Source organism: Bradyrhizobium sp. AUGA SZCCT0182, from assembly GCF_018130185.1.
In the GTDB taxonomy this organism is placed as follows: Bacteria; Pseudomonadota; Alphaproteobacteria; order Rhizobiales; family Xanthobacteraceae; genus Bradyrhizobium.
The window spans coordinates 277051-296213 of sequence record NZ_JAFCLY010000002.1; the positions used below are offsets into that span (position 1 = coordinate 277051).

The 19163-nt window shown below is 62.5% G+C and carries 14 protein-coding genes and 1 tRNA gene; 5 read left to right on the forward strand and 10 right to left on the reverse strand.

Annotation, left to right across the window (positions count from 1 at the left end; translation table 11 throughout):
* Nucleotides 1–18: 18 nt before the first annotated feature.
* Nucleotides 19–2565 (reverse strand): TonB-dependent siderophore receptor, encoded by a 2547-nt coding sequence (locus JQ611_RS03660; protein WP_212464535.1) that lies wholly within the window; start codon nucleotides 2563–2565, stop codon nucleotides 19–21.
* 260 nt (nucleotides 2566–2825) lie between these two features.
* Complete coding sequence (locus tag JQ611_RS03665; protein WP_192740401.1) at nucleotides 2826–3065, reverse strand: hypothetical protein; 240 nt, start codon at nucleotides 3063–3065, stop codon at nucleotides 2826–2828.
* Nucleotides 3066–3479: 414 nt separating this feature from the next.
* On the opposite strand from JQ611_RS03665, the gene JQ611_RS03670 reads away from it, so the two are divergent.
* The 3 genes from JQ611_RS03670 (at nucleotide 3480) to JQ611_RS03680 (ending at nucleotide 8490) form a co-directional block, all read left to right on the forward strand.
* Nucleotides 3480–4649: an efflux RND transporter periplasmic adaptor subunit gene (locus JQ611_RS03670; protein WP_212464536.1), complete on the forward strand. Its 1170-nt coding sequence runs from the start codon at nucleotides 3480–3482 to the stop codon at nucleotides 4647–4649.
* The gene (locus JQ611_RS03675; RefSeq protein ID WP_212464537.1) at nucleotides 4646–7792 is read left to right on the forward strand and encodes a multidrug efflux RND transporter permease subunit; all 3147 of its coding nucleotides are present in this window, start codon (nucleotides 4646–4648) and stop codon (nucleotides 7790–7792) included. The genes JQ611_RS03670 and JQ611_RS03675 overlap by 4 nt, the downstream gene beginning before the upstream one ends.
* A 125-nt stretch (nucleotides 7793–7917) precedes the next feature.
* Entirely contained in the window at nucleotides 7918–8490 is a 573-nt protein-coding gene (locus tag JQ611_RS03680) for an invasion associated locus B family protein (RefSeq protein ID WP_212464538.1), read from the forward strand.
* A gap of 22 nt (nucleotides 8491–8512) precedes the next feature.
* Here the strand turns inward: JQ611_RS03680 and JQ611_RS03685 are convergent, their stop codons facing one another.
* On the reverse strand, nucleotides 8513–9256 hold the full coding sequence (locus JQ611_RS03685) for a spermidine synthase (RefSeq protein ID WP_212386020.1): 744 nt from the start codon (nucleotides 9254–9256) through the stop codon (nucleotides 8513–8515).
* A gap of 201 nt (nucleotides 9257–9457) precedes the next feature.
* On the opposite strand from JQ611_RS03685, the gene JQ611_RS03690 reads away from it, so the two are divergent.
* Nucleotides 9458–9531, forward strand: a tRNA-Gln gene (locus tag JQ611_RS03690).
* A 354-nt stretch (nucleotides 9532–9885) separates the two neighbouring features.
* Nucleotides 9886–11553, forward strand: a complete 1668-nt coding sequence (locus tag JQ611_RS03695; protein WP_212464539.1) for a hypothetical protein — start codon at nucleotides 9886–9888, stop codon at nucleotides 11551–11553.
* A gap of 138 nt (nucleotides 11554–11691) precedes the next feature.
* On the opposite strand, the gene JQ611_RS03700 is transcribed toward JQ611_RS03695, so the two are convergent.
* The 7 genes from JQ611_RS03700 to JQ611_RS03730 are packed head-to-tail and all read right to left on the reverse strand — an operon-like array spanning nucleotide 11692 to nucleotide 19080.
* Complete coding sequence (locus JQ611_RS03700) at nucleotides 11692–12843, reverse strand: CaiB/BaiF CoA-transferase family protein (RefSeq protein ID WP_212464540.1); 1152 nt, start codon at nucleotides 12841–12843, stop codon at nucleotides 11692–11694.
* Nucleotides 12844–12858: 15 nt separating this feature from the next.
* The gene (locus tag JQ611_RS03705; RefSeq protein ID WP_212464541.1) at nucleotides 12859–13545 is read right to left on the reverse strand and encodes a nitroreductase; all 687 of its coding nucleotides are present in this window, start codon (nucleotides 13543–13545) and stop codon (nucleotides 12859–12861) included.
* Nucleotides 13542–14582, reverse strand: a complete 1041-nt coding sequence (locus JQ611_RS03710; protein ID WP_212464542.1) for a phosphotransferase family protein — start codon at nucleotides 14580–14582, stop codon at nucleotides 13542–13544. The genes JQ611_RS03705 and JQ611_RS03710 overlap by 4 nt, the downstream gene beginning before the upstream one ends.
* Nucleotides 14579–15829, reverse strand: a complete 1251-nt coding sequence (locus tag JQ611_RS03715) for an acyl-CoA dehydrogenase family protein (protein ID WP_212464543.1) — start codon at nucleotides 15827–15829, stop codon at nucleotides 14579–14581. Before JQ611_RS03715 ends, JQ611_RS03710 begins: the two co-directional genes overlap by 4 nt.
* 38 nt (nucleotides 15830–15867) lie before the next feature.
* Complete coding sequence (locus JQ611_RS03720) at nucleotides 15868–16653, reverse strand: SDR family NAD(P)-dependent oxidoreductase (RefSeq protein WP_212268813.1); 786 nt, start codon at nucleotides 16651–16653, stop codon at nucleotides 15868–15870.
* A 10-nt stretch (nucleotides 16654–16663) separates the two neighbouring features.
* Nucleotides 16664–17425, reverse strand: a complete 762-nt coding sequence (locus JQ611_RS03725; protein WP_212464544.1) for an SDR family NAD(P)-dependent oxidoreductase — start codon at nucleotides 17423–17425, stop codon at nucleotides 16664–16666.
* Nucleotides 17422–19080 (reverse strand): AMP-binding protein, encoded by a 1659-nt coding sequence (locus tag JQ611_RS03730; protein WP_212386027.1) that lies wholly within the window; start codon nucleotides 19078–19080, stop codon nucleotides 17422–17424. The genes JQ611_RS03725 and JQ611_RS03730 overlap by 4 nt, the downstream gene beginning before the upstream one ends.
* Between the last annotated feature and the right edge of the window lie 83 nt (nucleotides 19081–19163).

Genomic DNA, 19163 nt, shown 5'->3' on the forward strand with positions numbered 1-19163 from the left:
TGCATCCTTAGAATTTGTCTAGAACCGCGCCGAAAGCACCAGATAGGCCGCGCGGCCAGGCGCTTCCAGCACGAACGGTGCTGCGCTCTGATACAGCGCGTCGTAGTAGCGCTTGTCGAAGATGTTGTTGACGAACAGTTTGACCTTCCAGTTCTGGTTGATCTTCGCTTCGGCAAAGGTGTCGAAACGCCAGTAGCTCGGGATCGACGTGCCCTGGTTGGCGGCCAGCAAGGTGCCGCCGTAAATCTCCGAGCGGTACACCGCCTGTCCGCCGAGCTCCCAGACGTCCGTGAGCTGGTATTTGGTCAGCAGGCTGAAGGACTGGTGCGCGACGTTGGCAAGCTTCAGTCCGACGTTGGTGGGGAACAGCACCGTGTTGGGTGACGGCGCCAGCGACTTCGTGACCTCCGACTGCATCAGCACGAGCCCGCCGAACACGCTCCACTTGTCGGTGATCTTGCCGCCCACCCCGAGATCGATGCCGCGGATGCGGTAAGCGGCACCGGCTGTGATACAGGAAATGTTGCCCGTCGTACCGGTCGGATAGACACACCCAAGCGCGGTCGCAGTGCTGGAGCTGCTCACATTCTGCGCTTCGCGAGCGTTTTCCTTCTCGGTCTGGAACAGCGCCGCGGTCACCAGCAGGCGGCGATCGAACAGCTCCCATTTGGTTCCGACTTCGAAGGCCTTGTTCTTTTCCGGCCCGAAGATCTGGGTATTGCCACCGGGCAGTACCGGATTGATGCCGCCATAGGCCGTGCTGGTGCCGTCGAATTCGGCGCCGACAGGGTTCGCCGAGGTCGCGTAAGCCACATAGAAGCTGCCGTTCGGCAACGGCTTCAGCGTGACACCGAGGTTGAAGTTGGGAATCTGGAAATCCGCCGACTGCTGGCCGAAGGCATTATTTGCCGCGTATCCTGACGTCTTGATGCTGTAGTCATCGTAGCGGAAACCACCGTTGACGATCACGAGGTCGCGGTAATTGGCGGAATCCATGACATATCCGCTCGTGGTGTCGATCGCGACCTTTGTCGGGAATCCCGAAAGCGACGGGATTCCGTGAGGCAAATTCGTGTTTTGAGGATAGAAGACGCTGGTGTTCGTTGGCGAGCCAGACGGGCTTACAGGAATTCCGTTTGCCTCCGAGGTAAGCCCCAAATACTTGTCGATCGACGTTCTCTCACGAGCGACTTCAATACCCGCCAGCACGGTATGTTTGAACCCGACCGCATCCTGGAATTTGTAGATCGCTTCCGTCTGGTTGGCGAGCACGTCGGTGATTTGAAAACGGCTCTGCGGGTTGGACGTCAGCGTCGAAGCCGAGAGCGGGTTGGCTAGCACTGGCGATTCCGGCAGCGTTCCGATGTAATTCTGGGTCGAGCTAGACGCGCGGAACTTGTTACTGATCATCAGGTCGGGCGTGATCTGAACCTCGGCGTTGATCGTGCCGATGTCCTGGCCGGTCCTGTAGAAGTCGCGGTTGATCGCTCCGTACCAGTTGTTGCGATTGACGCCGAAATCCGTGAACGGGCCGCCGGCCGTGGTGGCCGTGCTCGGCCGGTAGTAAGGCACGCCGAAATCGGGGATACCGGTCAGCTCGGTATGGATATAGTTGCCGGTGACCTTCACCGCATCGACCGGCTTCCAGGTTGCCGCGACAAAGCCGCCATTGCGGTTATCGGTGACGTAGCTGCGGCCGGCGACGTCCGCGTCCTGGAACAGCCCGCCAGCACGAAGCGCCTGCGTCGGGCTGATCACCTGGTTGAGGTCGAGCGTCACCCGCTTGGCGTGGTCGGTGCCGAACGTGGTGTCCATGTTGTAGAAGCTTTTCTCAGTGGTCGCCTGCTTGGTCACGATGTTGATCGCGCCGCCGGTCGTACCACGGCCGGCAAAGGACGAACCGGGTCCGCGGAGAATCTCGACCTGCTCGGTGAAGAAATTCTCGCGGACGCTGACGCCGGAGTCGCGCACGCCGTCGATGAATATGTCGTTGCGGGCGTCGAAGCCGCGGATGAAGAAGCGGTCGCCGAAGGCGTTGCCGCCCTCGCCCGTGCCCAGCGTCACGCCCGCGGTGCTCAGGATCGCCTGCTTGAGCGTGGTGGCGTTCTTGTCTTCCAGCACTTCCTTTGTCAGCACTGTGATCGTCTTTGGCGTATTGAGGATCGGCTCGGGAAACTTGCCTGACGCCTGCACCCGGGTGGCCATGTAGGGCGCATCCGGATTTGCATAGGGATTGCGGTCCGCGCGCAAGCCACCGGCATTGGGGAACGGCACCGCCGCGGCCGCCGTGGGCTGCGCGCGGCGCGCCGCGCGCCGCAGCGCCGAGCGGGCACGGAGTTGGTCCGCCGAAGGTTTCGCAGCAGCAGGACGTGGGCGAGCGACCGGGGCATCGACCGTCACCGGCGGGAGGCTGGATTGCTGGGCTTCGGCGCCGGAGAACGAAGCAACGGCGATCAGACCCGCGACCGCCGTGACCGTTTTGCCGGAATTGTTTTCGATGGTTTGATTGGCCGAGCTGATCGCCGCCCCGAAACGCAGCGATTTCGGTGCTTTAGCTTTGTTCATGAAACGCGCCCCTGAAAAACTTTGGTTCGTGCGCAATTTTGACGCGCGACGATCCGTCCCATTGTGGTGCTATCCAGTGGGGAATTTCCGGTCAATGCGATTACGGCAACAGAGTGCTTGAATCGATCGAGTTAAAAGTAATTCTAATCTGCAGTTTGAAACCGTTCTAAACTGAGATTTGAAGCGTTCTAAAATGATGCAGATAGCGGCTTGAAAAAATGGTGGCTTGGAAATCAGGCCTCCTCTCATTTCTGTTTTGATCAATCCGAGCTCGGCGGCTTCATCAGCGAAAACAACTCATCGACCTTCGCCTGCGCGACCTGTCGTACCCGCTCGGTGTTTTCCATCCCGGCGATGTTGACGCCCTTGACCACCGCTTTGATCTCGTCGCGGAAGTCGGTGAGAAACCGCAACGGATCGGGCGAGCTGTTGGCGACGCGCGCGATCAATCCCGTGACCAGGATCTCGCAGGCCATCATGCGTCCGTTCAACTCATCCATCACTTGCTCCCGATGTCGCAACGTTGCTCGCGCGCTATGGACGACATCCAATCGTGTTTCAACCATTTCGAAATGACGCAACCAAAAGAGGTGCGGGAGCTCGACGAGCCGTCGATCGCGTCGCGCGAGGCGTTGAGGCGTTGAGGCGATGTTGTCCGGCTTCAACAGAACTCGTCTCGCCACGACGTTTGTTGATGCATTCATCCACCGCGATGCGGCGCGCGAACGCCCGGCGAGTTGCGCAATCGGCAGGCATTGCGAAGCAACATTCTCGATCAAGCTGCGAGGCTTCAAACCTTTCCAATTGTTTAGGATTCTTCAAGTCTTAGTGTGTTTACAGCCAAACGGCGCGCATATTACACCGGTCTTCGCTGGGGACTCGTTTGAATACCCTCCCGAACCCAAGAAGCCTGCATGTCCAAATCGCGCGCGATCCGTCTGTTATTGCTGATCGGTGCAATGGCCGGGCTCGGCTATTTCGGCTGGCAGCGCTTCCATGGCGAAAACCACGCCGCGCAGGCTGCCAGTTCCCAGCAGCGCGTACCGGCCCGCGTCGCCGTCAAGACCGCCGCCGTCGAGAAGGCCGATTTCCCGGTCTATCTGACCGGCCTCGGCACGGTGCAAGGCTTTAATACTGTCCTGGTCCGCACCCGCGTCGATGGCCAGATCAACCGGATCGCCTTCCAGGAAGGTCAGTTCGTCAAGCAGGGCGATACGCTGGTCGAGATCGATCCGCGGCCGTTCCAGGCGACGCTCGATCAGGCCAAGGCCAAGAAAGCCCAGGACGAAGCCAATCTCGCCAACGCCAGTCTCGATTTGCAGCGCTTTACCAAGCTCGGCGAGTTCGCGACCCGGCAGCAAACCGATACCCAGCGCTCCACCGTCGCGCAGCTGACGGCGCAGATCGAGGCCGACGCCGCGGCCATTTTCAATGCGCAAACCCAGCTCGACTACGCCACCATCAAGGCGCCGATCTCCGGGGTTGCGGGCCTGCGCCAGGTCGACGTCGGCAATATCGTCAATGCCGCAACCCAGACCGGCATCGTGACCATCGCGCAGATCGAACCGATCGCCGTGATCTTCACGGCCCCCGAAGATCAACTGCCCGATATCAGGGCTGCACTTGCGGTGGCGCCGCCGGAAACGATCGCGCTGTCGACCGACGGCAAGCGCGTGCTGTCGACTGGAACGCTGGCGCTGATCAACAACCAGGTCGACACCACGAGCGGCACGATCCGGCTCAAGGCGCTGTTCGACAACAAGGATCATGCGCTGTGGCCGGGCCAGTCGGTTTCGACCCGGCTTTTGATTGCGACGCTGAAGGACGCCACCGTGGTGCCCGACGATGCGGTTCAGCACGGGACCGACGGCCTCTACGCCTTCACGGTCGACCAGGACAACAAGGCCGCACTGCGCAAGATCAAGGTGACGCGGTCGATCGACGGGCGCTCCGTGATCGATGAGGGATTGTCGCCCGGCGAGCAGGTGATCACGGCTGGCCAATACAAGGTTCAGCCGGGCACGCTGGTTTCGACCGCGGTCGCAAGTTCGGATCCGGTGCCGGCCAAGGTCGGCCGAAAATGAGCGGCGGAATCTCCGCGCCCTTCATTCGCTACCCCATCGGCACCTCGCTGATGATGGCCGGCATTCTGTTCATCGGTCTCGTCGCCTATCCGCTGTTGCCGGTGGCCCCCCTGCCGCAGGTCGATTTTCCGACCATCCAGGTCTCCGCCAGCCTGCCGGGCGGCAGTCCGGAGACCATGGCCTCGTCGGTGGCGCAGCCGCTGGAGCGCCAGCTCGCGCAAATTCCCGGCATCGCGCAGATGACCTCGACCAGCTATCTCGGCACGTCGGCGGTCACCATCCAGTTCGATCTCAACCGTTCGATCGATGGCGCCGCCAACGACGTGCAGGCCGCGATCAACGCCGCCGGCGGTCAATTGCCGAAGAACCTCCCCTCGCCGCCGACCTATCGCAAGGTCAACCCGGCGGATTCGCCGATCCTGCTGCTGTCGGCGACGTCGGATACGTTGCCGCTGACCACCGTCAGCGACAGCGTCGACGCCCAGCTTGCGCAGCAGATCAGCCAGATTTCCGGCGTTGCGCAGGTCATCATCGGCGGGCAACAAAAGCCGGCGATCCGCATCCAGATCGATCCCGCCAAGCTCGTCGCCAAGGGCCTGTCGATGGAGGATGTGCGCAGCCAGATCACGATCACCACCGTCGACAGCCCGAAGGGCAATATCGACGGCGCCACCCGCGCCTACACCATCTACGCCAACGACCAGCTGCTCGATTCCAGGGACTGGAACGACGTCATCATCGCCTATCGCAATGGCGGACCGCTGCGGGTTCGCGATATCGGCCAGGCCGTCACCGGCCCGGAAGACGCCAAGCAGGCGGCCTGGGCCAACGGCAAACGCGGCGTGTTCCTCGTCGTGTTCAAGCAGCCCGGCGCCAACGTCATCGAGACCGTCGACAAGATCAAGGCGACGCTGCCGCGGCTGGTCGCGGCAATCCCGCCTGCGATCAAGATCGAGGTCATCAGCGACCGCACCCAGACCATCCGCGCCGCGGTCGAGGACGTGCAATTCACGCTGCTTCTGACCATCGCGCTGGTGGTGATGGTGATCTTCATCTTCCTGCGCAGCTTCTGGGCAACGGTGATCCCGACCATCACGGTGCCGCTGGCCCTGCTCGGCGCCTGCGCGCTGATGTGGGTATTCGGCTATTCGCTCGACAATCTGTCGCTGATGGCGCTGACCATCGCCGTCGGCTTCGTCGTCGACGACGCCATCGTGATGCTGGAGAACATCACCCGTTACATCGAGGACGGCGAAAAGCCGATGGCCGCCGCCTTCAAGGGCGCCAGCGAAATCGGCTTCACCATCGTCTCGATCTCGATCTCGCTGGTCGCGGTGCTGATCCCGCTGCTGTTGATGGGCGGCATCATCGGCCGGCTGTTCCGTGAATTCGCGGTCACGCTGGCGATGACGATCTTCGTATCGATGATCGTGTCGCTGACACTGACGCCGATGATGGCCTCACGCTTCCTCAGGTCGCATCATGAGACCAGGCGTGGGCGCTTCTACCAATGGAGCGAAAGCGCGTTCGACGCCATGCTTCGCGCCTATGAGCGCGGCCTCGACCTGGCGCTGCGCTGGAAATTCACGACGCTGATGATCTTCTTCGCGACGCTCGGATTGTCGGTCTACCTGTTCGTGATCATCCCGAAAGGCTTCTTCCCGCAACAGGACGTCGGCCTGATCACCGCCACGTCCGAGGCCAGCCAGGATATTTCGTTCGCCGACATGAAGCGCCACCAGGAGGAGCTCGGCAAGATCGTGATGGCCGATCCCGATGTCGCGACCATCGCCATGAACATTGGCGGCAGCGGCAGGGCCGGCAATAACGGCAACATGTTCATCACGCTGAAGCCGCGCAACGAGCGCAAGGCGTCAGCGCAGGAGATCATCGCGCGGCTGCGCCCCAAGCTGGAAAAGGTCGAGGGCGCCCGGCTCTATATGCAGGCGGCGCAGGACGTGCGGCTGGGCGGCCGGCCGACGCGAACCCAGTTCGAATTCACGCTGCAGGACGCCAATCTGGCCGAACTGAACGAATGGGCGCCGAAGATCCTGGCCAAGATGCAGACGCTGCCCGAACTGCGCGACGTCGCGACCGACCAGCAGACCAATGGCACCACGGTGGAACTGAAGATCAATCGCGACACCGCCTCGCGCTACGGCATCCAGCCGCAATTGATCGACGACACGCTGTACGACGCCTTCGGCCAGCGCCAGGTGACGCAATACTTCACGCAGCTCAACAGCTATCACGTGATCCTCGAGGTGCTGCCGGAATTGCAGGGCAGCATCGACACCCTGAACAAGATCTATGTGAAATCCCCGACCACCGGCGACCAGGTGCCGCTATCGACCTTCGCGAAATGGACCAGCGTGCCGGTGCGGCCGCTGTCGATCAGCCACCAGGGCCAGTTCCCGGCGATCACGATCAGCTTCAATCTCGGCCAGGGCGTGGCGCTGGGCCAGGCGACCAGCGCCGTCCAGAAGGCGATGGTCGAGATCGGCGCGCCGACGACGCTCAACTCGAGTTTCCAGGGCACCGCGCAGGCCTTCCAGCAATCGCTCGGCACCGTGCCGCTGCTGATCCTCGCGGCCCTCGTGGTCGTCTATTTGATCCTCGGCATTCTCTATGAAAGCTACATCCACCCGATCACGATCCTGTCCACGCTGCCCTCGGCCGGCGTCGGTGCACTGGCGATCCTGATGCTGTTCGGATTCGATTTCAGCCTGATCGCGCTGATCGGCATCGTGCTGTTGATCGGCATCGTGAAAAAGAACGGCATCATGATGGTCGATTTCGCGATCTCGGCCGAGCGCGACGAGCAGCTGGAGCCCGAGGCCGCGATCCGAAAGGCGGCGCTGCTGCGTTTCCGCCCGATCATGATGACGACGATGGCCGCCCTGCTCGGCGGCGTGCCGCTGATGCTCGGCACCGGTACCGGATCGGAAATCCGCCAGCCGCTCGGCTATGCCATGGTCGGCGGCCTCATCGTCAGCCAGGCGCTGACGCTGTTCACGACGCCGGTGATCTATCTCTATCTCGACCGGCTCTCGAACGCGTTTGCGCGCTGGGGGCGACCGGCGCATCCCGATCGCGAAGCCGATCCGGAACAACAGGGCGCGGTCAAGCAAGCCGCCGAGTGAACTGGCTTTGCGCGTGATGGATTGCCAGTGATTTAACCCTGCAGGCGATCTGGCCTGGCGAGTTACTTGACTTTGAGCGTCCGACGGCACATCCGAGAGCGACATATTTCGGAGCCGGATCCACAGTGAAAATTTCAGCAACGCTCGTCGTCGCCGTTACGTTTGCCTCCCCCGGCTTCGCCCAGGCGCCGCAGGCACCCAAGGCCAAGGCGGGGCCGCGTGCAGCCCAGGCCACGCCGTCGCCGACGCCGGCCCCGCAGGCCGATGCTGCGCCGGCCAACACCCCCGCCCCTCCCGGCTGGGTCGCGCGCTGCTCCAGCCCAAGCCGCGACGCGCCGCTCGAATGCGCGGTCGAACAGACAGCGGTGCTCACCAAGACCGGACAGGTGATCGTGCTGCTCAACATCCGGGTCGCCGGCGACACCCGTCAGCCGATGGCCATCATCCAGCTGCCGCTCGGATTGAACCTGCCGGCGGGCGCCAAGCTCCAGGTCGACGATGGCAAGGTTTCGGATTTGCAGATCCAGACCTGCGAGCAGCGCGGCTGCTACGCCAACAGCCCGATCCCGGCGGATATGCTGGCGGCGATGAAATCCGGCAAGCAGCTGAAAGTGTCGTTCCAGAACATGGCCAAGGAAAGCATCACCATTCCGATGCCGCTCGCCGACTTCGCCTCGGCCTACGACAAGATCAAGTAACGGCGCGCGTCGGCTGCTCTGCTCAGGCGACGGCCCCAGACAGCGGCAACTCCGCTTTCACGGCCACATAGACGGTGTTGCTGGCATCGTGATCCCCGCGCCAATTGTCGAAGGTCACGACATGGGTTGTCGAGGTCGCAAAGGCGCCGGCCAGCACGCGTTCGAACGCATCGTCCGGTGGATCGTTCGACCACAGCGCGAACACGCCGCCCGGCTGAAGATGGCCGGCAAGCCGCGCCAGCCCTTCCGGCTCGTACAGCGCGGCGTGCCGCGGATGCAGCAGCTTGCGCGGCGAGTGATCGATATCGACCAGCACCGCATCGAAACGGCGCCCCTGTGAACGCGCGTCGAACCCTTCGGCGGAGGCCGACATCGCAAAGAAATCGCCATGGGCAAGGCGGCAGCGCGGATCGCCGGTGAGTTCCTTGCCGAGCGGCAGCAATCCCTGCTCGTGCCATTCGATCACCTCCGAAAGCGCATCGACCACGATCAACGATCGCACGCCGGCGTTTTCGAGCACCGCGCGTGCGGTGTAGCCGAGCCCGAGGCCACCGACCACCACGTCCAGATCCGCGCGATCGAGCGCCGCGAGGCCAAGCCGAGCCAGTTCGATCTCGGCCAACGTGAACTGGCTCGACATCAGAAACTCGTCGCCGAGCTTGATTTCGTAGACATCGACGTCGGACATCGGCCGCCGCCGGCGCCGCAGGCTGAGCACGCCCATCGGCGTCGGGCGGAAGTCCAGTTCTTCGAATGAAAGGCTCATCGACCAAGGCCCTGACTGCGGCGCGACCGCGCCGTAAATGACCCGATTTGGCGGGCCCCCAATGCAACAACGCCTTCCCCGCGCGCTTGCCAAGGGCGCAAGGTAGCGAGTAGAAGGGCGCCAGTTCGCCGGATTCTCAGGATCCGGCCGCGAGCAATTGCCGACCGGCTCACTAAGCCTTTGATGTCGCTAAGCAATTCTTGGGGAATGGTGTAACGGTAGCACAACAGACTCTGACTCTGTTTGTCTAGGTTCGAATCCTAGTTCCCCAGCCAATTTGGATGCTCAGACGTATTTTACCCGTTTATCCCCTAGCCGCCGCGAGGGGGCTGTTTCCGCAAGCAAATCGAAGGCTGACGGACCGTCGCCGATAGCTCCTCGCCCTTCTACGTCGAACCAGCGGGGACAAATTCCAAAAGCCGCCTCTCTTCGCGCGCGACGTTCACCCTAAACAACCTCTCTGCCTTGCAGGCCAGGTCGAACACCTTCCTCTAGGTCGCCAATGCGTCGAAACCTGAAGCCGCCCGGACTCCGCCTGTAGCACGAGGCAGGTTGCACACGCCAAGCGAGTATGCATAATAAGGTTGAAGTTCGAGCTATTGCACGTTTAGTTTGAGGGGTAATCGGTCATGATTTCCGTCGCTAAACTTCGGATGAGTACTGCAGTCATTCTAATCGCTACGCATTCATCGGCGTACGCCCAGCCATATTGTCCTGAGCCGTTAAAGCAGCATTCGATCGTTTTCAACGATAAGGCGGCTTTGGCCGACCGGTTTAGTTTTCGAAAAACGATCAACGCAGTGTTGAAGTCGCAAGGTATTGCGGTGACTAAGGAGGCCGCCGAAAAACTTGTTTCGACAATGTTGTCGTCGTTTGTGGCCGATGACTTCGTAAATCGCAACAGTCAGCTTCGGATGCAGGTATCAGAACGGCCCATGGAGTCCGTTTTGAAAGCGTCCGATTTGTTGGATGCGGATAAGCCAGACAACCCTTTTGCCATGGTTCCTGTTGGCCTCTTCAATAGGCTGGATCTAGTACCCGAGGATTGGTCGGACTGCGGAGAGCATCGTATCGTCTACACTTTCAACAAGGCAATCGATCACGGCAACAGTCCGCCAGCCAGCCGGATGACGATAATCTTTGAAGCCCGTCTTCGAAATCCACTAGGAGGCCAGATCGGCTGCCAACCCGTAGCAGAGTTCTGGGCCAATTTGTCAAAACTCGCGGATGGTGGGGTCATAGCCGACGAATTGGATCGTTTTTACTATACGGGGTTGTCCGCCAACATTGGTCCCGTGGTACATGCCGACAATTATCGTTTTGGACAGGTTCGGGGCAATCTTTTTGTAAACAAGGTCGGCATGTCCACCGGGCCGGTCCAGTGGAATTTGCGAGAGTGGATCATCACAAGCGTCGATGGCAACTCGAGCAGTTTCGTTCCGGTAACGGTGAAGACAAATCCGCTTGCCGAACTCTACGGTGCCGGCGTACCCGCTACGGCGGCTCCGCAGGCGCGTGCGGCAACTGTCAAAGACGAGTTTTGGAGGGAGTTCAAGGGCAGCTACCTGGGGCAGTTGATTGAGTTCGATGAAGTTGCAACGGATAAAAACCACAAAAACTATGATAAACGCTTAGATAGGACCGCTCCGGAATTCGATCTCAAAGTTTTCAAAAGCTACCTCTTTAGCAAGCTTGGTGCTCGTTTCGACGACAAGTTCAACGAGTTCCAGAGTTCAGTTTCGCCAATCGACAATCCCATGGGCCCAGCTATAGATAACACGGCCTTCAAGCAAACAGTTGTCGATCCAGAAGCTGCCAGGCTGGCCAAGGTTGGTGTGGATTCAACACAGTTGGTTGCTCGCGCGGCAGCCGTTACATGCGCCGGATGTCACAATTTCTTCAAGGCGGGGCCGCCTGCAGGAACTGCACCAATAGCCAAACTTGGAGCGGAAGAAATCCTTTGGCCTGCTAGCCTCAACTTTGTTCACATCGATGAGAAGGCAGCGCTCTCGCCGGCTCTAACGGAATTCCTTATTCCGTTTCGCAGAGAGCAGCTTGAGAAGCTCGTTTGCAAGCCTTCGGCTCCGATAACTGTAGAGCAGCTTGTCGCCACTGCCGAGGTCCAGGCGCGAGACCGCTCAATTCTGCGATTGCAACAATCAATTCGCGCTCTCGCGCCGCAGACCGCGCCGCTGGGCGCGGGTACGACTGGCGGCCTGATATCCCAGATTCAAGATGATCGAGAAGCGCAGCGGCTTAAGCCGGGGTTCTTCGTCCAGAATCGCCGTTCGCATTGAACCAACGAGGTGACCGCTTCGTGCGCCGCTCGCGTCATATCGCAAGCTACGCAAGCGCCAGTTGGAGCCGCTTAAACCGAAAAGCCGCCGACGCGTGCTGCGCGTCGGACCATTCACCAGGCTGCCCGATCGACCACGTCAAACCTGCCCCATGGCGCCGGCGGCTTCCAATTCAGAGATTTGCGCCGCAGAAATCCCCCAATCTGCGAGAGCCTCCCGGCTGTCACGTCCGGCGGCTGGCGTCGGCCGGCGAAGGTCGGAAGGCGTGCGGGAAAAACGGGGCGCAGGGCTGGGATGCCGGAGACCGTCGAACGCCGTGTAGACATCGCGGCTTTGCATCTGCGGATGCTGCGGCGCTTCGTCGATCGTCAGCACGGGCGCAAGGCAGGCGTCGCGCCCCGCAGCTTTCGCGACCCACTCATCGCGCGTGCGCGTTGCGAAAATCTCAGCAAAGCGCTTGCGCATCTCCGGCCACGCCGCACGATCATTCTGGTCCGGCAGGCGTTCGCCGTCGATGCCCATCACCTTCAGGAGACTGGCGTAGAATTGCGGTTCGATGGCGCCCACCGCGATAAACTTGCCGTCGCGCGTGGCATAGCTGCCGTAAAACGGCGCGCCGCCATCGACGATGTTATCGGCACGCCGCCCGGTCCAGCTGCCCTGCTGGCGAAAAGCCTGGAACGCCGACATCAAATGCGTGACGCCGTCCATCATGGCGACGTCGATCGTCTGTCCGCGGCCCGATTGACGCGCTTCCATCGACGCCGCGAGCAGGCCCACCACCAGATACATTGCGCCGCCGCCGAGATCGGCGACCAGATTGAGCGGCGGCGGCGGCGGCCGATCGGCATCGCCCAGGCAATGCAACGCGCCCGTCAGCGCGAGGTAGTTGATGTCGTGGCCGGCCTCCTGCGCCATCGGCCCCTCCTGCCCCCAGCCCGTCATGCGCGCGTAGACCAGCCGCGGATTGATCCCGTGGCAGATGTCGGGACCGAGCCCGAGCCGCTCCATCACCGAGGGACGAAACCCTTCGATCAGGGCGTCCGCTCCGGCTAGGAGATCCAGCACGGTCGCCACAGCCTGCGGCTGCTTGAGGTCCAGCGCTACGGAGCGCTTGTTGCGATTGTAGAAGTCGAAGCGCGGCGGCAAATCCGGCTCGATGCCCACCTTGGCGATGCGGTCGATCCGCAGGACGTCGGCGCCGAGATCGCCGAGCAGCGCTCCGGCGAATGGCGCCGGGCCGATCCCGCCCATCTCGACGACGCGAAAGCCGTTCAACGGTCCCGTCACGATGAAGTCTCCTCTCTAGCGGTGGAACCGGACGGCATCGCCGATATCAGCGCGGCCGACGCGCGCGGCATTGGCCTTGATGCTGTGATCCTCGTAGCCAAACGAAACGCCGAACAGCAGTTTGTAATTCCGGGAAATGCCGAGCTGTTCGCGGATGATCTCAGGAAACAGCCCGAGCGCGCCCTGCGCGCAGGACGCGATGCCGCGCGCTGTCAGCGCCAGCATCAGGGTCTGCGCATACATGCCGATATCGGCCGCTTCGCGCGTATCGAACGGCGTCGGCATGAAGATCAGTACGGCGTGCGGCGCATCGAAGAAGGCGTGGTTGCGGATATAGGCCATCTTGCGGCCAACCACGTCGCTCCGCTCGACCCCCATCGCGCCATATAATTTCTGCGCCGCGTCCACCTGCCGCTCGCGGTAGATACCAGTGAATTTGCCGTCAGCCGGCCAGTCCGGCTTGATCGGCTCGTCCCGCATCCCGGCCGCGACCAGCGCCGCGCGAAGTTGTTTCAACGCTTCACCCGAAACGACATGCGGCGTCCAGGGCTGCACGTTGCAATTGGACGGCGACCATTGCGCAAGCTCGAATACCTCGCGCAACGTCGCCTCCGGAACTTCGTCGGGCAGAAAGCCACGGACCGAGCGGCGGCGCCGGATCGCCTCGTCGATGGTGATGGCGGGCCGTTCGCGCATGCTCATCGCTCTTCCTCGATCAACGCGACACCTCGCGCGGCATAGGCCCGCGCCAGATGCCGTCCGACGCGCGCCGCGTCCGGCAACACCCCGGTGCCGAGATCCCCGCGCGCAGCGACGCCGGCGCTGCCGACCGCACCGCGAAACATCGCGAACACCTGGTGAAATCGGGTGAGGCGCTCGGTCGCGCCGGACAGTTCGTAATAGAGTTCCAGATAATCGCGCTCGGACGGAATCCCCAGCTCCTCGAGCGGCAGGCCGAGCAATCCGCCGTTCTCGTCCGGCGCCATCAGCCAGGCCTGGCTGTTGAAGGCGAGATCGACGAGGGGATGCCCGAGCGTGGAGAGCTCCCAGTCGAGCACGCCGATCACGCGCGGCTCTGTTGCATGAAACATCACGTTGGCGATACGGAAGTCGCCATGACAAAGGGCTGTGGTCTCGCTTTCGGGCAAACGCTCGGCAAGCCAGCGCACCATCCGGTCGAGCGCGGGGTTATCGTCATCGCCGCTCCGGAATTTTGTCCATTGCTCCGACCAGCGTTTGAGCTGGCGGGCAAAATAGTTTCCGGGCCGGCCGAAATCGCCCAGCCCCAGCGCCCGGTAATCCAGCCTGTGGATGGCGGCCAGCGCGGCGCACATCGAGCGGAACAGCTCGGCGCGCTCGGCGCGGGCGAGACCGGGCGTTCCGAACTCGTTGAAGACGCGGCCGTCAAGCCATTCCATGAGATAGAACGGCGTCCCGACGATCTCGCGATCCTCGCAGTATCGATAGGGTTTTGGTGTCGGTACGGAACTGCCTTGCAGCGCCGTCAAGACACGAAATTCGCGGTCGATCGCATGTGCCGACGGCAGCACGTTCTTCGGCTGCTTGCGCAGCACCGCGCGCCACCCGCCGCGGGTGACAAAGTAGGTCGGGTTCGACATCCCACCATGGGTGCGTTCCACCCGCGTCGGACCTGTGCCGCCGAGCCAATCCTTTAGATATTCATCGAGCCGCGCCACGTCGAAGTCGATGCCGCGGTCGGAGGCGTCCGCCCCGGTCATCCGCTGCTCGCACGCTTGCCGCTGAAGTTGAACAAGTATTGCGCGACGCGCCTTATCTGCACTTCCTCGGTACCCTCGGTGATGCGATAACGGCGATGGTGACGGTAGATATGCTCGAACGGCAGCGCACGGCTGTAGCCAATGCCGCCATGCACCTGCATCGCCCGGTCGGCCGCCTCGCAGCACAGCCGGTTGGCGCGGAAGTTACAGATCGAGACCATATCGCTGATCTCCAGCGGATTCTGGCGGTCCATCTGCCAGGCGGTGCGGAAGATGAAGTTGCGCACCAGTTCGTATTCGGACCACAGCTCGACCAGCGGAAACTGAACCGCCTGCTTCCGGGCGAGCGGCTCGCCAAAGGCGACGCGTGTCTTGGCGTATTCGACCGCCTTCAGGATACAGTAGCGCGCGGCGCCCGCGCTCGCCGCGGCCTGGCGCACGCGGTTCTCGTGCACAAAGCGCTGCGCGACGACAAGGCCCTCCCCCTCCTTGTGCAGAATGGCGCTGTCGGGCACGCGCACGTTGAGCAGTTCCGTCTCCGCGTGATCGCTGGGCATGTTGAAGGTCCAGTGATTGTAAAGCACGTGATGGCCGGGCGTGTCGGTCGGAACGATGAAGGCGGTGATGCCCCTGGCTTCGCCCGGCTTGCCGGAGGTGCGCGCAAACACCAGATTGGCATGGGCGCGGGCAACCTGGCTGTTCCAGCGCTTGCGGCCGTTGATGACCCAATGATCGCCGTCACGCACGCCTGTCGTCTCCAGCCAGGTCGCGTCGCTGCCATGTCCGGGTTCGGTCAGGGCGAAGGAAAGATGTTTCTTTCCGGTGATGATGCCCTCGATATAGCTTTTCTGTTCCTCGGTGCCGTAGTCGGCGAGCGCCGGAATGATCGGGAAATTGCCGACGATCGAGGATTCATCCTGCAGATCGTTGTGCAGGCCGAGTCCCTTGGCGGCGAGGTGCTCGCGGATCGCTGCGATCGCAAGATTGGATGCGGCCTGGCCGCCGCATGATTTCGGCAGGCCATAGCGCAGGTGCCCTGCTTTGTCGGCACGGCGCTCCATTTCGCTGATCAGCGCGCGCCATTCGGTGCGCGGGCGTCCGTCATCATCCCAGTCGGTTCGGGCATTCTCGCGGCGATGATCGAAGAACTTGATATTGTCGCGCTCGAGCGGTTTGATCTCGGCCTCGATAAAGGCGTCCAGCTCAGCAAGCTTGTCGGTGATTTCCTTGGGCAGTTCGAAGTCCATGGCGCCTCTCCCGGTGCTCTCTTTGTTTTAGGCCGCTGCTAGAGCGCGATCCGCCCATAAGGGTGGGTACTGCTGACGCCGCCATCGACGGAGAGCAGTTGTCCGTCCACGTAGGAAGAATCATCGCTGGCCAGGAAGGCCGCGGCGGCCGCGATCTCCTCGGCACGCCCGGGTCGCTTCATCGGCGTCACATGGCCGAGCTTGGCTTCGACGCCCCGCGCGCGCGCATCTTCGAACACTTTTCGGGTCAGCTGCGTTTCGACCAGCCCCGGCAGCACGGCATTGACGCGCACGCCGGTGCCGGCAAAGGCGTTGGCCGCCGTCTGCGCCAGATTGTTCACCGCCGCCTTGCTCGCGCTGTAGGAGATGGCGCCGGCATTGGCGCGCAGCGATGCGGCCGACGAGGTGAGGATGATCGAGCCGTAGCCCTGCGCCGTCATGTGCCGGCCGGCATATTTGATGGCGAGAAAGCAACTGATGGTGTTGATGCGGTAGACGTCCGACCATTCCTCGACCGTCTGCTCCAGCAGCGGCGTGTTGGTTCCGGTGACGCCGATATTGGCGAAGAAGATTTCCAGACCGCCGAATTCCGCCACGCAGCGCCGGACGATCTCGGCGACGTTTTCCTCGACCGCCGCGTCCGTGATCAACGCCGATGCGATGCCGCCTTCGTCCCGGATCGCTGCTGCCGTTTCCTCGGTATTGCCGGCCCGGCCGACCACCAGCACGGAAGCGCCTTCGCGCGCGAAACGGATCGCGCTGGCGCGGCCGATGCCGCTGCCACCGCCGGTAACGACCGCGCGCCTGCCCTCCAGTCGCCTCATCGCGCTTCTCCTATCTGGCAGGAATGGTCCAACCGCCGTCGGCGGTGATGACGGCGCCCTGGATGTAGCTCGCGTCGTCGCTGGCGAGGAATGCGGCAAGGGCTGCGATCTCTTCCGGCTCGCCAAAGCGTCCGGCCGGCATCTCGGCCTGGCGCGTGGCAATCGTCGCTTCATCGAATTGCGCGATCGAAGCCGGCGTGCCGATCATGCCCGGCGCGATCACGTTGACGCGGATCTTCTTGGCACTGAGCTCGATCGCCGATGCCCGGGAGAGGCCGACGACGCCGGCCTTCAGGGCGGAATAGGCAATGGAGTCCTTGGCGGGGTTGAACGCCGACACGGAACTCAAATTCACGATCGAGCCGCCGCCGCGACGCTCCATCTGCGGCGCCGCCGCTTGCGTGGTCCAGATCAGGCCGTGCACGCCGACCGCGAACATGCGGTCGACGGTCTCGACTTCGATCTGCGCCAGCGGCTCGAAGCGCGCAAAGACGGCATTGTTGACGAGCACGGCTACCGGCGCAGCAAACTCGCTCTCGATCCTCGCGAACAAGGCATGAACATCGTCGCGCTTACCGACATCCACTTCATAGGGCTTGGCGTCGAACCCCTTGCTCTTCAACCCCTCGACCGCAGGCTCCAGACGGCGCGCGCTGACGTCGACACAGGCGATACGACCGCCCTCCTGGCCGAAGCGCTCGGCGATCGCAAGGCCGATCCCGCGCGCGGCGCCGGTGACGACGCACACGCGATCCCTGAGGCGGGAGTTCATGCGCTGGCCTTGTGCGGCGGTTCGGCGAACGCCTTTGCGATCTCACGCAGCTGGAATTTCTGCACCTTGCCCGCCGGGGTCTTCGGCAGATCGGCGACGATCTCAATGCGTTCCGGCCAATATTGTTTCGCGACCTTGTGCTCCGCCATCAGGGCCTGCACGGCGGCCAGATCGAGCGTCTGGCCGGGACGCAGCACCACGAACGCGCAGGCGCGTTCGCCCAGTCTCGGATCCGGATAACCCACGATCGCGGTCGAAAGCACCGCGGGATGCTTGAACAGCAGGTTCTCGATATCGAAGACCGGCACGTTCTCGCCGCCGCGAATGATGATGTCCTTGATGCGACCGTCGATGCGGATGTAGCCCTCGTCGTCCATGTAGGCCATGTCGCCGGTGTCGAACCACCCCTCGGCGTCGAACGGCTCCATGTCGGCGCGCTTGTAGTAGCCGAGGCACATCTGCGCGCCGCGCACCTTGAGCAACCCCTTCTCGCCGACCGGCGCCGGCGATCCGTCCATGCGAAGCACCTTTACGGCAACGCCCTCCAGCGGGCGGCCGTCGGTCTTCGACGATTTTTCGAGCGCGCGTTCCGGCTCGGTCAACGTGCTCGACAGCGATTCCGTCATGCCCCACAGCGAACAGACCTTGAGATCGAGCTCGCGATAGACGCGATCGATCAATGCCGGCGGAATTGGCGCGCCGGCACACAGGAATTTGCGCAGCCGCGCAGGCTTTGCCGCGCCGCCGGCGACCGCCTCGCACATGTCGGCGAGAAACGTCGCGGCACCCGCCGAATAGGTAACGCCTTCATTGGCCATGATGGCGATACCGCGCTTCGGCTCCCACACGTCCTGGAACACGACGGAGGCGCCGATCTTGAGGCCGAGCAGCATGCCGGCCGCAAAGCCGGTCATATGGCCGAGCGGCGAACAGACCAGCATCGTGTCGTTGGTATCGAGGCCGAAGCGGCCGGCCAGCGCGATATTGCAAGCCAGCAGCGTATTGAGGCAATGCATGACGCCTTTGGGCGACCCTGTCGTGCCCGAGGTGAACATCAGCACGGCCATCTGATCGGCCGGAAGCGCGCCGATCTCTCCGTTCGGGGGCGGCGCGAGACGATCGCTGCCGGAGAGCAACGCCTGGTCGAAGCTGCTGGCCCCCTCGCCGTCGACGACGATGATGTGCTGAAGTTTTGGCAATTTGGGCCGCAGCGACTGCGCCATCGCCTCGTGATCGAAGCCACGGAACAGTTTTGGCACGATCAAAAGCTTGGTTTCCGCGAAGTCGAGCATGTAGCTCAGTTCATGTTCGCGGAAGATCGGCATCAGGGGGTTGACGACGGCGCCGACCCGGAAGGCGGCGAGCGCGATCACGGCAAACTCCCACCAATTGGGAAGCTGAACGGAGACGACATCGCGAGGGCCGACACCGAGGCGCTTCAAGGCGGCCGCCGCGCGCGAAATCAGATCGCCGAGTTCGGCATAGGTGAAGCGCTTGGCCTCGGGGCGATCGGCGCGGTCGGCCAGAAGGGCGAGCTTTCCCGGCGTGGCCGCGATGGTCGCTTGCAGAAATTCGTCGAAGCTCTTGTCGATCCAGAAGCCGCCTGCGCGCATCGACCGTGCGTGGGCGACGGGATCAAATCGATTTCCGCTCATGCGTTCTCTCCCTGAAATCATATCGCGGCGCTTGACGGCCTATTCGTTCGCTAGTGTACTAGTTTTCCGATGAACCGCAACTC

Excerpts from the sequence above, each read along its gene's own strand:
- JQ611_RS03660 (WP_212464535.1), bottom strand. The coding sequence starts at position 2,565 with ATGAACAAAGCTAAAGCACCGAAATCGCTGCGTTTCGGGGCGGCGATC.
- JQ611_RS03665 (WP_192740401.1), bottom strand. The coding sequence starts at position 3,065 with ATGGATGAGTTGAACGGACGCATGATGGCCTGCGAGATCCTGGTCACG.
- JQ611_RS03670 (WP_212464536.1), top strand. The coding sequence starts at position 3,480 with ATGTCCAAATCGCGCGCGATCCGTCTGTTATTGCTGATCGGTGCAATG.
- JQ611_RS03675 (WP_212464537.1), top strand. The coding sequence starts at position 4,646 with ATGAGCGGCGGAATCTCCGCGCCCTTCATTCGCTACCCCATCGGCACC.
- JQ611_RS03685 (WP_212386020.1), bottom strand. The coding sequence starts at position 9,256 with ATGAGCCTTTCATTCGAAGAACTGGACTTCCGCCCGACGCCGATGGGC.
- JQ611_RS03695 (WP_212464539.1), top strand. The coding sequence starts at position 9,886 with ATGATTTCCGTCGCTAAACTTCGGATGAGTACTGCAGTCATTCTAATC.
- JQ611_RS03705 (WP_212464541.1), bottom strand. The coding sequence starts at position 13,545 with ATGAGCATGCGCGAACGGCCCGCCATCACCATCGACGAGGCGATCCGG.
- JQ611_RS03710 (WP_212464542.1), bottom strand. The coding sequence starts at position 14,582 with ATGACCGGGGCGGACGCCTCCGACCGCGGCATCGACTTCGACGTGGCG.
- JQ611_RS03715 (WP_212464543.1), bottom strand. The coding sequence starts at position 15,829 with ATGGACTTCGAACTGCCCAAGGAAATCACCGACAAGCTTGCTGAGCTG.
- JQ611_RS03720 (WP_212268813.1), bottom strand. The coding sequence starts at position 16,653 with ATGAGGCGACTGGAGGGCAGGCGCGCGGTCGTTACCGGCGGTGGCAGC.
- JQ611_RS03725 (WP_212464544.1), bottom strand. The coding sequence starts at position 17,425 with ATGAACTCCCGCCTCAGGGATCGCGTGTGCGTCGTCACCGGCGCCGCG.
- JQ611_RS03730 (WP_212386027.1), bottom strand. The coding sequence starts at position 19,080 with ATGAGCGGAAATCGATTTGATCCCGTCGCCCACGCACGGTCGATGCGC.